This is a genomic window from Kitasatospora sp. NPDC043950 (assembly GCF_056435345.1).
In genome coordinates this window covers 41,498-57,203 of sequence record NZ_JBWKER010000006.1, presented here as the reverse complement: position 1 = coordinate 57,203, position 15,706 = coordinate 41,498, and the positions used below count along the sequence as shown (strand labels likewise).

The following is a 15,706-nucleotide window of genomic DNA, read 5'->3' as shown; positions in this document are numbered from 1 at the left end:
GACTGACCGCTTCCCTCCCCGTCGGGAGGGCGTACACCGGAGCTCGGCGCAGGAGAACCGGCGTACGTAACAACGGCCGGGCGGGAACGGACAATGGCGTCCGTCCCCGCCCGGCCGTCCGTCTGTGCCCGGCCGCCCGTCCCCGGCCGGCCGGATGTGGCGGCGGCCACGTGTGTAGCTGGCCGGGCGGTGCCCGCGGGCCTGCCAAGCTGGGGCGCATGACCAGACGTAAAAGCCCGCTCGTCGTCGTGGCCGTCCTGATCCTGGCCCTCGTCGCCGGCATCGGGTACCTGCTCGCCGGCAAGGGCGGCAGCAGCCACCCCAAGGCCGCCGCGAGCTCCACCGCCACCTCGGCGGGCGCCTCGGCCCCCAAGTCCTCGGCCCCCAAGCCGTCCCCGCCCGCCGGCGGCACCCCTGCCCCGAGCGGCACCTGGGTGCCCGCCGACCCGGCGCTCGCCGACGTCTGCCGCAGCAAGCTCCCCAGCCAGGCCCAGGACACCCTCGGCCTGATCGCCAAGAACGGCCCGTACCCGTACAACCGCGACGGCATCGTCTTCGAGAACCGCGAGAGCCGTCTGCCGAAGAAGTCCGGCGGCTACTACCACGAGTTCACCGTGGTCACCCCGGGCTCCAACGACCGCGGCACCCGCCGCGTGGTCACCGGCGGCTCCGGCGAGCAGTACTGGTCGCCGGACCACTACGGGACCTTCCAGGAGATCGATCCGCGCTGCTGACACCCCGAGCCGCGTGAAACCCCGCACCCCTCACCGGGCCCGGCGCCAGCTGATCCGGCGGTGGGGGCCGTGCGGGCCGGTGGTGAGGAGGGCGGTCAGCTCGTGGAACACCGGGACGGGGTCGCGCCGGAGCTGGACCGGGGTGGTGCGGACCACGGGGAGCCCGACGGCGGTCAGGCGGTTGGCGCGGTCCAGGCCGCGTTCGTGGTCGGCGGGGCGCAGGTGCCAGGCGCGGGAGTCGATCTCCAACGCCACGCAGGCGTGCGGCCAGTAGGCGTCCGGGACGGCGAGGAAGCGGCCGTCCAGGAAGAGCACCGGGTTCCACAGCGGCTCGGGCAGGCCCGCGTGCGCGAGGAGTTCGCGGGCCTCGCCCTCCACCACCGATCGCACTCCGGCGGTGAGGTCCTCCACCACCCGGGCCACCTGCGGCAGTCCGAGCGCGCCCGGCCGGGCCAGCAAGTGGTCCAGCAGCTCGCCGAGTTCGCAGTGCCGCCGCTGGACGGCCTCCGCGCACAGCGCCCGGAACCGGCGCTGCCCGGTCTCGCCCGGCGCGAGGTCGGCCAGCGCCCGGGCGACGGTGGCGCTCCACAGCCCGTCGTCCCGCTCGAAGCCGCCCGGCAGCGGCCCGGCCGACCGGTGGATCCGGACGAACTCGCGGTCACGGACACGGCGTTGGGCGGGAATCAGGACGTCGATCCGGGCCAGGTCGGCCGGGTGTCCGGCGCTCGGCAGCCCCGCGTCGGCCAGCACCGCGTCCCCGGTCAGCAGCACCTCCCCGGCCTGCGGCGCCCGCCCCTTGGGGCTCGCGTACGCCAGCGCGGCGCGCAGCCGTTGATGCGCCGTCAATCGGCCGGACTGCAGGCAGATCACCCGGGGCAGCACCTGTTGCCAGGGCCCGTCGGGGCGCAGCCGGTGGGCGATGGTGCCGGACGGCACGCCGAGCCGGCGCAGTTGCGCCCGGGTGACGATGTGCTGCTGGTCGGCGCCGAGCAGCACGACGGGGTCGAGCGGGTTCACGCGGGTCATGCCCCGGGTGCTGCCCACCATGATCGGATGTATGCGAAACATCGCTCGTCGGGGGAGCCTACGAGAATGAGGTTGACGGAGCGCCGGTCGAACCACTGAGCTGAGGGCCATATGACGACTCCACCCACCGGCCCCGCGCTCGACGCGCTCAACGGCCTTTCGGTAGGCGATGCCTACGGTGCACAGCTCTTCGTCCCGGCCACCGCCGCCGCCCATTTCGCCGCCCGCACCGACCCGCCCGGCCCCTGGCCGTGGACCGACGACACCGAGATGGCGTGCTCGGTGTACGCCGCGCACACCGAACGCGGCACGATCGACACCTTCGACCTCACCCACGCCTTCGCCCGGCGCCACGACTTCGACCGCGGGTACGGTCCGGCCGCCAACCGGATGCTGCGGCTGGTCCGGGAGGGCGGTGACGCGAAGGCCCTGGCGGCCGAACTCTTCGACGGCCAGGGCTCGTACGGCAACGGCGCCGCGATGCGGGTCGCCCCGCTGGGGGCGGCGTACGCCGAGGACCCGGCCGCCTGGCTGGCCGCCCGCGAACCGCTGCCCGGCTGGGCGTTCCCCGAGCCGGGCGGCGTCCGGCCCGCCCCGGAGAGGGAGGGCCGCCTGAAGCCCATGCTGCTGCCCCGCGCCTGCCCGGTGCCGGACGTGGTCTGGACGGACGAGGAGTGGCAGCGGATCCGGGCCGGGCTGCGCCCCCGGGAGATGGAGGACAAGTGGGTGTCCCACACCGCCGAGGGCGTGCTGCGCCTGCACCGCAGCTGGACCGGCTTCGAGATCTGGAGCGTCCGGGTCACCCCGGTGCGCGGCGGCTGGCGGCCCGGGTCGGCGCTGGCCGAGGCGCACCCCGACCGCTTCCGGGGAGCTGCCGATCCGGAGCTCCTCGCACGGGTCCTCGGCCTGGCCGCCAGGGGCTACGGGTGGCGGCCGTAGCCCCCTTCGGACCGTTTCAGGCCGTGATCAGGTGCCCGGGACCGCCGCCGTGTCTAAGGCACTCCTGGTTGATCGCCGGATCCGGGGCGCTGGGCGAGGTGGCGGCGGCGATCCGCAGCTCGATGATGTCCCGCACCGCGGGCCACTCGTCGTCGAGGATCGAGTAGAACGCGGTCGAGCGCACCACCCCGTCGAGCCCGCGCGAGTGGGCCCGGCGGACGCCTTCGGAGGTGGCGCCGAGCCGCTCGATGGCGGTGCGCGAGCGCTGGTTGCGGGCGTCGGCGCGCAGCGAGATCCGCTGCACCCCCCAGGTCTCGAAGGCGTGGCGCAGCATCAGCAGCTTGGCCTCGGTGTTGATGCCGGTGCCCTGGGCGCGCGGCGAGAGCCAGGTGTTGCCGATCTCGGCGGCGTCCGGGACGGCCGTGGCCGGGTCGCCGAACGGCACCCCGGGCACCGGTGGCCAGACCATCGGCCCCCGCCAGTAGTCGAGTTCCAGGAATCGGGTGGAGCCGACGACCCGGCCGTCCGCCACGTTCACCGTCGCGAACGGCAGCGACCGGCCCGCGGCCTGGTCGGCGAGGGCGCGCGCGATGTAGTCGCGGGCCGCTTCGAGGCCGTGCGGGACGGGCGTGAAGGCGTAGGTCGTACGGTCCTCGGCGCCGGCCTCGGCGATGGCCGAGGCATGGTGCGCGGCGAGGGGCTCCAGCCGCACGGTGCGGCCGGTGAGGATGACAGGTACGGGCACGGAACCTTCGGTCCTTCATCGGTCGGAGGGTGCCTACCGTGCCGGGGTACGGCTCGGGAGGCAGGGACAGTCGCCCCGGCCCCGGAGAACGCCCGCCGGTACCCGCGCACGCCGGAGAGCCGGTCGGGCGGGGCGGGGGCGGCGGCCCGGAGGCGGGCAGCGCGGTGCCGGAACGGACTCGGGTCCACGGACCGGTCCGGCGGGGATGAGCGAGGGGACAGCGTGCGTCCGCGAGATGGCCGATGAGGAAACGGGAGCGCGAAGGAAACAGGCGGCCAGATGAAGGCAAGATGCGTCGTGTGGGCTGGCCGAGCACCGGTCCGGGACGTGGCCGACGGCGTTACGGGACGACGTGACGACGACGCGACGATGCGAGGCAGCGAGAGGACGATACCCGTCAGAAGGCGGTGCGTCACTTCCCGGCACGCGAATGGCGGTGCGGGCCGCTGCGACCCGCCCCCGGACGGGCCGTTGAACACCCGTGACCAGGGGCTTTCCACCCGGGTGCGATCATGGTCCGGAGCGGTCCGGAGAGGCCGCCGGACCCGCCGCCGGGCGGGTCGGGAATTCCGGCGGCGCCCGGCACGCTGGAGAGGACGAGAAGCCGGTACGTCGTGACGAGTAGAGAACGGGGTTGGGTGCGCGGTGCGTGACTTCCAGGCGCTGTACGAGCTGGATCAGCAGGGCGTGGCCGCGGTGGCCGTGGCCACCGCGGAGCTGCGCGACACCGGTGCGGGCCTCGTGCTGCTCCAGCACTTCGAGGGCTTCATGGACGCCGGCGAGGCCGGCGGCCAGGTGGTGGCCCACCTGCTGGAGACGGGCTCGCCGCAGGTGGTGGCCCGTTTCGACCACGACCGCCTGGTCGACTACCGGGCGCGCCGCCCCGCGATGGTCTTCGACCGGGACCAGTGGGCGTCCTACGAGCCGCCGGAGATCCTGCTCCAGCTCGTCCGCGACGGCGCCGGCGCGCCGTTCCTGCTGCTCACCGGCCCCGAGCCGGACGTCGAGTGGGAGCGCTTCGCCGGCGCCGTCCGCGAGCTGGTGGAGCGCTTCGAGGTCCGGCTGGCGGTGGACTTCCACGGCATCCCGATGGGCGTGCCGCACACCCGCCCGGTCGGCCTGACCCCGCACGGCAACCGGCTCGACCTGGCGGCCGGCTACCCGCAGTGGTTCGAGCAGGCGCAGGTCCCGGGCAGCGCCCAGGCGCTGCTGGAGTACCGCCTGGCCGAGGCCGGGCACGACGTGCTGGGCTTCGCCGTGCACGTCCCGCACTACGTGGCACGCTCGGAGTACCCGGCGGCCGCCGTGCTGATCCTGGAGGCGGTGCAGTCCGCCACCGGCCTGGTGTTGCCGGGCACCCGGCTGCGCGAGCGGGTCGGCGAGGTGTACGCCGACATCGAGGAGCAGCTGGCGCACGGGGACGGCGAGTTGCGCTCGGCGATCCGCGGCATGGAGGGCCAGTACGACGCGGTGGCGGGGGCGGAGGGTCGGGAGAGCCTGCTGGCCGAGCCGGTGGACCTGCCGTCGGCGGACGAGCTGGGGCGGCGCTTCGAGCAGTTCCTGGCCGAGCACGAGCGCGGCGCGGAGTAGGCCCGGCGCGGAACAGGTCCGGGCGGGGAGCGGGTCCGGCGCGGAATCGGCCCCGTAGCGGCGGGAACCGGCCGGGTCGGCGGTGGCCGGGAGCCACGGGAGTCATTCGCGGGCCCCGTTCGTTGGTGGTGGCGGCGTCGGGGGACGCGCCGCCGTACGGAGCTGCCCGTGACGCCTATCCCCCGGGGGGATGCCATGCCCACGACCATGTCCAGGACCATCCGCCCGGCCGTCGCCCTGACGGCCGGGCTCGCCGCGCTGCTGCTCGCCGGGTGCACCGCCCCGGACGGCGGGACGGAGGGCTTCGCGGGCGCGCTGCCCGCCAAGAACGCCAAGTCCACGCCGCCGCCGAACGGCCCGTACGTGGCCCTCGGCGACTCGTACACCGCCGGCCTGAAGATCGCCCCGCAGGTGGGCGAGCCGAAGGGCTGCTCCCGCTCGGGGGTCAACTACCCGTCCCTGGTGGCGAAGGGGCTCGGGCTGCCGGCCGGCCAGTTCCAGGACGTCAGTTGCAGCGGCGCCCGCACCGGGGATCTGACCGGCGCCCAGGAGACCGACCACGGCACCAACCCGCCCCAGCTGGACGCGCTGACCTCGGCCACCCGCCTGGTGACGGTCGGCATCGGCGGCAACGACGCGGGCTTCATGGAGGTCGTCAAGGAGTGCGCCAAGGAGAACCTGGTGGACGCGGTGAAGGGCATCGTCGGCGCCACCCGCGCCTCCTCGCCCTGCCGCGAGCACTACGCCTCCGGCGGGACGGACGAGGTGCAGCGCAAGGTCGACGCGGCCGGTGAGCAACTCGGCAGGATCCTGCAGGACATCAAGCACCGCTCCCCGCAGGCCCGGGTCTACGTGATCGGGTACCCGACGCTGCTCCCGGCCGACCCGGCGAGCTGCCGGCCGGTGCTGGGCAAGGCGGTCGCGGCCGGGGACCTGGGCTTCCTCTCGGAGAAGGAGCAGCAGCTCAACAGCATGCTCAAGCGGCGGGCGGCGGGCGCGGGCGCGGTGTTCGTGGACGCGGCCGCCCCCTCGGCCGGGCACGACATGTGCGCGGGCGAGGCCACCCGCTGGGTCGAACCGCCCTTCCCGGCCCCGGGCCTGGCGGCGATCCACCCCAACGCCAAGGGGCAGGAGGCGGTGGCCGCCGTCGTCCTCAAGGCCGTCCGCGGCTGAGGCCGGAGGCCGGGGCCGGACCGCAGGCGGCGCCCGGCGGGCCGGGGCGGCCATCAGCGCGTCACCGGGGCCGGGGCGGACATCAGCGCGTACCGCAGGATTCACGCTCCGGCCCACGCCCCTTCGTGCGCGGCACACCCCGGCTGTCGGGGGCGCGGCGTACCGTGAGGGGCATATGGATGACACCGCGCACCGCCTCGCCGCCGCCCCGCTCCCGTACGACCACGCCGCCGAGGCCCGCTGGGTCCCCGAACCGGACAAGCGCCCCGGCCGCACGGCGTTCCAGCGCGACCGCGCCCGGGTGCTGCACTCGGCGGCGCTGCGGCGGCTGGCCGGCACCACCCAGGTGGTCGCCCCGATGCGCAGCGACTTCCCCCGCACCCGGCTCACCCACTCCCTCGAATGCGCCCAGGTGGGGCGGGAGTTGGGCGCCGCCCTGGGCTGCGACCCGGACCTCGTGGAGGCCGGCTGCCTGGCCCACGACATCGGCCACCCGCCGTTCGGCCACACCGGCGAGGAGGCGCTCGACCAGGCCGCCGAGGCCTGCGGCGGCTTCGAGGGCAACGCGCAGTCGCTGCGCATCCTCACCCGGCTCGAACCCAAGCGCTTCGCCCCGGAGGGTGAGCACCCCGCCGCTCGGCTCGCCCCCTGGCCCGGCCGCAGCGTCGGCCTCAACCTGACCCGCGCCGCCCTCGACGCCGCCACCAAGTACCCGTGGACGCGCGGCGCCCACCCCACCGACCCGGCCTCGCCCAAGTACGGCGTCTACGCCGACGACCTGCCGGTGTTCCGCTGGCTGCGGGCCGGCTCCCCGGCCGGGCGCAAGTGCTTCGAGGCCACCGTCATGGACTGGTCCGACGACGTCGCGTACTCGACCCACGACGTCGAGGACGGCCTCCAGGCCGGCCACATCGACCCGGCCGTGCTGCGGGCGCCGAGCGAGCGGGCCGAACTCTTCAAGGTCGCCGAGCGCTACGCCCCGGACGCCGAGCCGGAGGAGCTGGCCGCCGCCCTAGACCGGCTGCTCGCCCAGGACCGGTGGCCCCAGGAGTACGACGGCACGGCCCGCGCCCGGGCCGGGCTGAAGGACCTCACCAGCCAGCTGATCGGCCGCTTCTGCCTGGCCGCCGAGCAGGCCACCCGGGCCCGCTACGGCCCCGGCCGGCTCACCCGGTACACGGCCGAGCTGGTGGTGCCGCGGGGCGTCCGGCTGGAGGTCGCGGTGCTCAAGGCGGTCGCCGTCCGCTTCGTGATGCAGCGCGACGAGCAGGCCCAGCTGCGGGCCCGCCAGCGGATCGTGATCGCCGAGCTGGCGTACGTGCTCACCCAGCGCGCCCCCGAGGGCCTGGACCCGGTGTTCGGCGCGCTCTACCGCGAGGCCGAGGACGACCGGGCCGCCCTGCGCGCGGTCATCGACCAGATCGCCACCCTCACCGACGCCTCCGCCCTCGCCCTGCACGCCAGGCTCGTCGGCGCCGCCTGGGCCTGACCGCCCGCGGCCCCGGCGCCCGGCGCCCGACCGCTCAGGCGCAACCGCCCGGCGCCCGACCGCGCGCGGCGGGCCGGTCCCGGCGCGACCGGACCGCCGGGAAACCCCGGCCACCCCAGTAGACTTCCGGGGTGGCCGGGCGGATCAGGGACGAAGACGTACAAGCGGTGCGCAGCGCACTGCCGATCGACGCCGTGGTCGGCGACTACGTTCAGCTCACCAACGGTGGCGGCGGCGAGTACAAGGGCGTCTGCCCCTTCCACGACGAGAAGTCCGCCTCGTTCTACGTGAACCCCGCCAAGGGCGTCTTCCACTGCTTCGGCTGCCAGGAGAACGGCGACACCATCGCCTTCCTGATGAAGATCGAGCACTTCACCTTCGCCGAGGCCGTCGAGCGGATGGCCGCCCAGGCCGGCATCACCCTGCGCTACGAGGAGGGCGGCTACAGCCCCCGCCACCAGCAGGGCGAGCGGACCCGCCTGGTCGAGGCGCACAAGGTGGCCGCCGCCTACTACCGGGAGCAGCTGGCCTCGGCGGAGGCGGAGATCGGCCGCCGCTTCCTGGCCGAGCGCGGCTTCGACGAGGAGGCCGCGAAGACCTTCGGCGTCGGCTACGCCCCGGTGGGCTGGGAGCACCTGGTCCGCTACCTGCGCGGCAAGGGCTTCACCGACAAGGAGATCCTGCTCGGCGGCCTGGCCTCGCAGGGCCAGCGCGGCGGCCTGATCGACCGCTTCCGGGGCCGGCTGGTCTGGCCGATCCGGGACATCGCGGGCGAGGTGGTCGGCTTCGGCGCCCGCCGCCTGCGCGAGGACGACAACGGCCCGAAGTACCTGAACACCCCCGAGACGCCGATCTACAAGAAGTCGCACGTGCTGTACGGCATCGACCTGGCGAAGAAGGAGATCGCCAAGTCGGGCCGCGCGGTCGTGGTCGAGGGCTACACCGACGTGATGGCCTGCCACCTGGCGGGGGTCACCTCGGCGGTGGCCACCTGCGGTACGGCCTTCGCCGAGGACCACATCAAGATCATCCGTCGGCTGCTGATGGACACCTCGCAGTACCGCGGCGAGACGGTCTTCACCTTCGACGGCGACGCGGCCGGTCAGAAGGCCGCCCTGCGGGCCTTCGAGGACGACCAGAAGTTCGCCGCCAAGACCTCCATCGCGGTCAGCCCGGGCGGCATGGACCCGTGCGAGCTGCGTCTGGCCCAGGGCGACGAGGCGGTCAAGCAGCTGATCGACAACCCCGTCCCGCTGTTCGAGTTCGCGCTGGTCTCGGCGGTGTCCAAGCACCGGGTGGAGACGCCGGAGGGGCGGTCGGCGGCCCTGGAGGAGGCGGCCCCGATCGTCGCCAAGATCAAGGACCGCTCGATCCAGCACGAGTACGCCGTCCGCCTGGCCGGCATGCTCGGCATCCTGGACGAGCCCTTCGTCGTCCGCCGGGTCTCCCAGCTGGCCCGCTGGGACCGCGAGCGCCAGCAGAACCCCCGGGGCGCCGACCGCGGCCGCCGCGTCGAGCCCGTGCCGGTGCGCCCGGCGCAGCCCGCCTTCCGGCTCAACCCGCGCGACCCGGCCCAGTTCGTCGAGCGGGAGCTGCTCAAGCTGGCGCTCCAGCACCCGGACCTGGTCAGCCCGGCCTTCGACCACTACGGCGAGGACGAGTTCCCCACCCTGCCGTACACCGCCGTCCGGCAGGCCATCGCCAAGGCCGGCGGCGCCGCGTACGGGGCGACGCTGCCCGACTTCACCAGCGCGGTGCGCGAGGCGGCCCCGGACGACCAGGTGCGCTCGCTGGTCACCGAGCTGACCGTCGAGCCGGTGCGCTCCCGCCGGAAGGTGGACGCGGTCTACGCCGGGGAGTTCCTGGTCAAGCTGCGCCTGCTGGCGGTGGACCGGCGGATCGCCGAGGTCCGCGGCTACCTCCAGCGGCTCGGCCACCGGGCCGACGCCGAGCAGCAGCACGCGGTGCAGACCGAGCTGTGGCAGCTCCAGCAGTACGGTCAGCAGCTCCGCAGCCAGGGCGCGGCGGGGCTGTAGGAGTGCGGCGGGGCCGTGGGAGCGGCCCAGAAAGTCGGCGCACGAGTCTCGGCCACGGAGTGTGGCGTACCGCACACTGGAGGGCGTCCCACCTCCGTTCAGCGCGGGTCCGCCAGAGTCGCGCCCGCCCCGAGGGATGCCCGTGGACCGAGGCTTCGCCGCGACCTCCAGCCCGACCGCCGCACCGACCGCCAGTCCGACCGCCAGCCCGACCGCCGCACCGCCCGGCGCGCTGAGTGCCGCACCGCCCGGGGAACGGGAGACGGACCACGGCCGGGCCGGGGCCGCGCCCCCGGACGGCGCCCGAGGCGTGCCGGAGGGCCACCCCGAGGCCCCGGAGACGGACCCCGACGCAGAGGGTCCGGAGCCCGACGACGGGGACGAGGAGGAGCCCCGCCCGCCGGCCGAGGGCGACGCCGGCCCGGCGCCGGACCTGCTCCGCCAGTACCTGCGCGAGATCGGCCGGGTCCGCCTGCTCACCGCCGCCGAGGAGGTGGAGCTGGCCCGCCGGGTCGAGGTCGGCCTGTTCGCCGAGGAGCGGCTGAACGGTGACCCCCCGCCGCCCGACCCGCTGGCCCGCGAACTGGACACCCTGGTGGTGCGCGGCCGGATCGCCAAACGCCGGCTGATCGAGGCGAACCTGCGGCTGGTGGTGTCCGTCGCCAAACGCTACGTCGGCCGCGGACTGACCCTGCTGGACCTGATCCAGGAGGGCAACCTGGGCCTGATCCGGGCGGTGGAGAAGTTCGACTACGCCCGCGGCTACAAGTTCTCCACGTACGCGACCTGGTGGATCCGGCAGGCGATGAGCCGGGCGCTGGCCGACCAGGCCCGGACGATCCGGGTGCCGGTGCACGTGGTCGAGCTGATCAACCGGGTGATCCGGGTGCAGCGCGCCCTGCTGCAGGAGCGCGGGCTGGAACCGACTCCGGCCGGGATCGCCGCCACCCTGGAGCTGACCGAGGAACGGGTGCGCGAACTGCTCCGGCTGGCCCAGGAGCCGATCTCGCTGCACACCCCGGTCGGCGAGGAGGACGACGTCGCGCTCGGCGACCTGATCGAGGACGCCGACGCCGCCTCACCCGCGGAGTCCGCCACCTTCCTGCTGCTGCGCCAGCACCTGGACGCGGTCCTGGCCACCCTGGGCGAGCGGGAGCGCCAGGTCGTCCAGCTCCGCTACGGGCTGGACGACGGCCGCCCGCGCACGCTGGAGGAGATCGGCGCGGTGTTCGGCGTGACCCGGGAGCGGATCCGCCAGATCGAGTCGAAGACGCTGATCAAGCTCCGCGACCACGCCTTCGCGGCGCAGCTGCGCGGGTATCTCGACTGAGCGGCCCACCGGGATCGGCTAGGACCGGCCCGGGGAGGGGGCTGTGCGCCGGCGGGCTGCGCGGCGGTCGGCTCTGCGGCGGTCGGCTGTGCCGGGGACGGCGGGTCGGTGGCCGCCGCGTCCGGGCCGGTGCCCGGGGGCGGCGAGGCGGGGCCGATCGGGATCGGGGTGGAGGCCACCACGGCGGCCAGGCCGGAGACGGGCGAGGTGCAGACGTGCCCGGCCGGCTGGTACCCGCAGACCTGGAAGGTGACGGCCGGGTCGGCCGCGTCCAGCATCGACGAGTAGTTGTCGTAGCCCCAGTGGATGAGTGCCGTCTCGCTCTGGCCGGAGCCGTCGGTGATGGTCGCGTAGTCGTTCGGCTCACCCTCGGTGATCGCCGCCCAGGCCGCCTGGCAGGTCTGGCTGTACCGGAGGTAGACGACGACCTTGCCGATGACGTCGGTCTGCAGGGTCCGGGCGTCCTTGCCGCAGCCGGTGGCCTTGGGGTCCTTGTGCGCGCAGCCGACGGCCTGGCAGACGGGAGCGCCCGGGACGGGCTTGGCCGCGGTGGCGGTCGGGACGGGCTCAGCGACGGTCTGCGGCTGCTCCTGGTGCCGGGTGGCCCGCAGGCCGACCAGCACCAGCAGGGCCACCAGCAGGGCGGCGCCGGTCAGCAGCGTCGCCGGGCGCCGCCACCACGCCACGGGTGCCGGCACGGTGCCGCCGGGTTCGCCGGGTGCGGCGGTCAGGTCGAGCACGTCGGTCACGTCGGTCACGTCGGAGGCGGCAAGTGCGTCGGAGGTGGCGGGCACGCCGGTCCGGTCCGTCGGGGGCTGTGCCGCCGGGGCCTGCTCGGGGGCCGCCTGCGCGGCGGGTTCCTCCGGGGCGGCGGGCTCGCCGTCCTCCTCGGGCCCCGCCACGGCCCGCTCCCACAGCGCCCGCAGGGCCGGCCCGTCGCAGTCCACCGCCCCGGTCAGCGCCTCCAGCGCCTGCCCGGTGATGACCCGCTTGCCGTTCAGCCAGCGCTCCCAGGAGGCCCGGCTGTAGTGCGTCCGGGCGGCCAGCTCGGACAGCGAGAGTCCGGCGGCGTCCTTGATGGCCCGGAGCTCCTCGGCCAGGAGCCGGGCGGGTCCGGACAGCTCTTCGGGCAGGTTCTTCCAGGCGGAACCCATGGGGCCTTCCAACGGTGCGAGACGGGAACGGGGGACGGGGAGAGCGGAACGGGCTCCGGCCGGGGCCGTCCGGGTGTCTCCGCTTCTCCAAACCCATCGGTCCGGCGTCCCAAACCCCAGGTCATGGCGCTGAGACGGACGGAAGTGTCTCACAACCCCCGGGAACGCTCGCATGTGCACGTGTCCGTCGTGCACAGTTCTCTGGTCGGCGCGGTTCGCCGCCCGACGGCGTCGTTCGGACGCGGACCGGTCACCGGTCCCCGCTCCGGCAGCACGTCCCGATTCCCCCACCGGCCGGGGCAGCCTCGCGGGGGGAGGCTGCCCCGGTTCGTCCGGGACGCACGGTGGGGAGGGCGCTTCGCCGCGCCCTCCCCACCGTGATCACGCCCCACCGTGATCACGCCCACTGCGTTCACGTCCCACCGCGTTCACGCCCCGGTGGACCACACGCCTAGTGGTGGAAGCCCGACCGGGCCGGCACCCCGAGCTCCTTGAGCGGGCCGGGCTGGCGCCGCAGCTCCGGCAGCAGCCGGGAGAGGTCGGCCAGCAGCAGGTCGGCGAGGTCCAGCGAGAAGCCGTTGCGGCAGACCACCCGGAGCACCGACAGGTCCGTCCGGTTCGCGGGAAAGGTGTACGCGGGCACCTGCCAGCCGCGCTCGCGCAGCCGCCGCGAGACGTCGAACACGTCGAACGGCTCGTCGTCGGCGGTGGTGAGGGCGAAGACCGGCAACTGGTCGCCGCGGGTCAGCAGCCGGAAGCCGCCCAACTGCCCGATCGCTTCGGACAGGTGGATGGCGACCTCGCGGCAGGCGCCCTGGACGGCCCGGAAGCCGTCCCGGCCGAGCCGCAGGAAGACGTAGTACTGCGCGACGACCTCGGCGCCGGGGCGGGAGAAGTTGAGCGCGAAGGTCGGCATCTCGCCGCCGAGGTAGTTGACCCGGAAGACCAGTTCCTCCGGCAGCGCCTCCTGGTCGCGCCACAGGGCCCAGCCGACGCCGGGGTAGACCAGGCCGTACTTGTGCCCGGAGCTGTTGATCGAGGCGACCCGGGGGAGCCGGAAGTCCCAGACCACCTGGGGGTCGAGGAAGGGCGCCACCATGCCGCCGGAGGCGCCGTCCACGTGCACCGGGACGTCGAGGCCGGTGCGTTGCTGGAGGTCGTCCAGGGCCGCGCAGATCTCCGCGATCGGCTCGTAGGAGCCGTCGAAGGTGGAACCGAGGATGCCGACCACGCCGATGGTGTTCTCGTCGCACAGCGCGACCGCGTGCTCGGCGTCGAGGTGGAAGCGCTCGCCCTCCATGGGCGCGGTGCGGGCCTCGACCTCCCAGAAGGTGCAGAACTTCTCCCAGCACACCTGCACGTTGACGCCCATCACCAGGTTGGGTCGGGCCCCGGCCGCGTAGCGCTCGGCGTTGCGGCGCATCCAGCGGCGCTTGAGCGCCATGCCGGCCAGCATGCAGGCCTCGCTGGAGCCGGTGGTGGAGCAGCCGACCGCGGCGTCCGGGTCGGGGGCGTGCCAGAGGTCGGCGAGGATCGCCACGCAGCGCCGCTCCAGTTCGGCGGTCTGCGGGTACTCGTCCTTGTCGATCATGTTTTTGTCCAGGCACTCGGTCATCAGCCGGGTGGCCTGCGTCTCCATCGAGGTGGTGACGAAGGTCGCCAGGTTGAGCCGGGCGTTGCCGTCCAGCATCAGCTCGTCGTGGATCAGCTGGTACGCGGTGTCGGCTGCGACGGGCCCCTCGCCGAGCCGGTGCAGCGGCGGTGCCAGCTTCATCGAGCCCAGCGGGTCGGCGGCGCCCACGAGCGGACCGATGCTCAGCCGGCGGTCGTTGCCGGCCCCCTTGTGCAGCGCCATGGAGTCCTGCCGCCCTTCAAGCCGGTGGCCGTGTCCCGTCCCACGCTGCCACCGGCCGCCGGGTGACGCATCTTCACCGGCCGGGGCCGGGGGGGGGGGCGCCGCCGTCCCCGGCCGGCGAGGCCGCCGCAGCCGGGGTCAGGCCGCCGTCTCCGGGTGGATCTGTTCGCGGGCGGCGCGGTACTGCTGGCGCACCGCCGACCCGATCGCCAGGTCCTGCTCCCCGTCCGGCTCGACGGTCTCGGCGTCCGGCAGCTCCCACTCCGGCGGCTCCGGGGTGCCGGCCAGTGCCCAGGCGGCCTGCCGGGCGGCCCCGCGGGCGGCGTGGGCGCCCGGCGGCGGCACCACGACCGGGACGCCGAACAGCGGCGGGGCGATGTGCCGGACGGCGGGCAGCCGCCCGGCCGCGCCGAGCAGAAACACCCGCCGCACCGCGACACCCTGGGCGCGCAGCACGTCGAGGGCGTCCGCGATGTTGCACAGCATGCCCTCGACGGCGGCCCGGGCCAGGTGCTGCGGTGTCATCGACTCGGCCCGCAGGCCGGTCAGGGTGCCGGCCGCGTGCGGGAGGGCAGGCGTCCGCTCGCCGTCCAGGTAGGGGAGGAGCACCAGCCCGTACGCGCCGGGGGAGGAGTGCAGGGCGAGGTCGCTCAGGCCGTCCAGGTCCCGGCCGAGCATGGCGGCGGTGGCGCGGAGCACCTGGGCGGCGTTGAGGGTGGCGACCATCGGGAGGTGGCGGCCGGCGGCGTCGGCGAAGGAGGAGATCAGCCCGGTGGCGTCCACCACGGCCTGGTCGTGCACGGCGAAGATCGTTCCGGCGCTGCCGAGCGAGACCACCGCGTCGCCGGGGCGCAGCCCGAGGCCGAGCGCGGCGGCCATGTTGTCGCCGGTGCCGGCCGAGATCAGCAGGCCCTCGGGGGTGTGCCCGGCGGGTTCGGCGGGGTCGAGCACCTCGGGCAGCCGCAGCTCGTGGCCGAGCGCCAGCTCGACCAGGTCCTGCCGGTACTCGCCGGTGATCGGGGACCAGTAGCCGGTGCCGGAGGCGTCGCCCCGGTCGGTGGTGCGGCGCCTGGGGTGGCCGAGGAGCTGCCAGACCAGCCAGTCGTGCGGGAGCAGCACCTCGGCCACCCGGCGGGCGTTGGCCGGCTCGAACTCGGCCAGCCAGCGCAGCTTGGCGATGGTGTAGGTCGGGCTGGGGACGGCGCCGATCGCGGCGGTCCAGGCGGCCGGGCCGCCGAGCGCGTCCAGCAGCTTGGCGGCGGCGCCGCCGGAGCGCGGGTCGTTCCAGAGGATCGCCGGCCGGACCAGCACGCCGCCCGCGTCCAGGCCGATCATGCCGTGCTGCTGCGCGCTGACGCCGATGGCCCGGACGCCCTCCAGCAGGCCGCCGGCGGCGGCGTCGCCGAGCGAGTGCAGCCACAGCTGTGGGTCGGCCTCGCCGGGGCGGGTGTCCGGGTCCTCGGGGACGGGGTGTGGCGCCTTGCCGGAGCGCAGGACGGCGCCGGTGTCGGCGTCGCACGCGACGATCCGGGTGCGGTTGGTCGAGCTGTCTATCCCCGCGACGATGGCCATGCCGAGATCATGCCTCAGCCCGGCCCTGGACGCGTCCGGGCCGGGCGAGGTGTTGCCCGTTCG

Annotated in this window: 11 protein-coding genes and 1 pseudogene; 7 read left to right on the top strand and 5 right to left on the bottom strand. The window is 74.8% G+C overall.

All coding sequences use genetic code 11. The features are described 5' to 3' along the window. Nucleotides 1-218 precede the first annotated feature (218 nt). The gene (locus tag AC07BF_RS05980; protein WP_363586331.1) at nt 219-734 is read left to right on the top strand and encodes a ribonuclease; all 516 of its coding nucleotides are present in this window, start codon (nt 219-221) and stop codon (nt 732-734) included. A gap of 30 nt (nt 735-764) precedes the next feature. On the opposite strand, the gene AC07BF_RS05975 is transcribed toward AC07BF_RS05980, so the two are convergent. Further along, nucleotides 765-1,760 (bottom strand): hypothetical protein, encoded by a 996-nt coding sequence (locus AC07BF_RS05975; protein ID WP_478333024.1) that lies wholly within the window; start codon nt 1,758-1,760, stop codon nt 765-767. A 111-nt stretch (nt 1,761-1,871) separates the two neighbouring features. Between AC07BF_RS05975 and AC07BF_RS05970 the strand changes: the two genes are divergently transcribed. Beyond that, nucleotides 1,872-2,699, top strand: coding sequence for an ADP-ribosylglycohydrolase family protein (locus tag AC07BF_RS05970; protein WP_363586329.1), 828 nt, complete (start codon nt 1,872-1,874; stop codon nt 2,697-2,699). A gap of 16 nt (nt 2,700-2,715) precedes the next feature. Here the strand turns inward: AC07BF_RS05970 and AC07BF_RS05965 are convergent, their stop codons facing one another. Further along, complete coding sequence (locus AC07BF_RS05965; RefSeq protein WP_363586328.1) at nt 2,716-3,444, bottom strand: GNAT family N-acetyltransferase; 729 nt, start codon at nt 3,442-3,444, stop codon at nt 2,716-2,718. A 645-nt stretch (nt 3,445-4,089) separates the two neighbouring features. On the opposite strand from AC07BF_RS05965, the gene AC07BF_RS05960 reads away from it, so the two are divergent. From AC07BF_RS05960 to AC07BF_RS05940, 5 genes are all read left to right on the top strand, one after another. Beyond that, entirely contained in the window at nt 4,090-5,034 is a 945-nt protein-coding gene (locus tag AC07BF_RS05960; RefSeq protein ID WP_478333023.1) for a PAC2 family protein, read from the top strand. A gap of 207 nt (nt 5,035-5,241) precedes the next feature. Then, nucleotides 5,242-6,207 (top strand): SGNH/GDSL hydrolase family protein, encoded by a 966-nt coding sequence (locus tag AC07BF_RS05955; protein ID WP_363586326.1) that lies wholly within the window; start codon nt 5,242-5,244, stop codon nt 6,205-6,207. Between the two features lie 175 nt (nt 6,208-6,382). Continuing rightward, entirely contained in the window at nt 6,383-7,696 is a 1,314-nt protein-coding gene (locus tag AC07BF_RS05950; protein ID WP_363586325.1) for a deoxyguanosinetriphosphate triphosphohydrolase, read from the top strand. Nucleotides 7,697-7,827: 131 nt separating this feature from the next. Continuing rightward, nucleotides 7,828-9,732, top strand: a complete 1,905-nt coding sequence (gene dnaG / locus AC07BF_RS05945; RefSeq protein WP_363629250.1) for a DNA primase — start codon at nt 7,828-7,830, stop codon at nt 9,730-9,732. 136 nt (nt 9,733-9,868) lie between these two features. Continuing rightward, nucleotides 9,869-11,062, top strand: coding sequence for an RNA polymerase sigma factor (locus tag AC07BF_RS05940; RefSeq protein ID WP_478333022.1), 1,194 nt, complete (start codon nt 9,869-9,871; stop codon nt 11,060-11,062). Between the two features lie 269 nt (nt 11,063-11,331). Here the strand turns inward: AC07BF_RS05940 and AC07BF_RS05935 are convergent. The 3 genes and pseudogenes from AC07BF_RS05935 to AC07BF_RS05925 all read right to left on the bottom strand — a co-directional run. After that, a pseudogene (locus AC07BF_RS05935) lies at nt 11,332-12,216 on the bottom strand (helix-turn-helix domain-containing protein); the annotation flags it as partial. A 451-nt stretch (nt 12,217-12,667) separates the two neighbouring features. After that, nucleotides 12,668-14,071: a glutamate decarboxylase gene (gene gad, locus AC07BF_RS05930; RefSeq protein ID WP_478333021.1), complete on the bottom strand. Its 1,404-nt coding sequence runs from the start codon at nt 14,069-14,071 to the stop codon at nt 12,668-12,670. A 138-nt stretch (nt 14,072-14,209) separates the two neighbouring features. Next, nucleotides 14,210-15,643, bottom strand: a complete 1,434-nt coding sequence (locus tag AC07BF_RS05925; protein ID WP_363586322.1) for an FGGY family carbohydrate kinase — start codon at nt 15,641-15,643, stop codon at nt 14,210-14,212. Nucleotides 15,644-15,706: the final 63 nt, after the last annotated feature.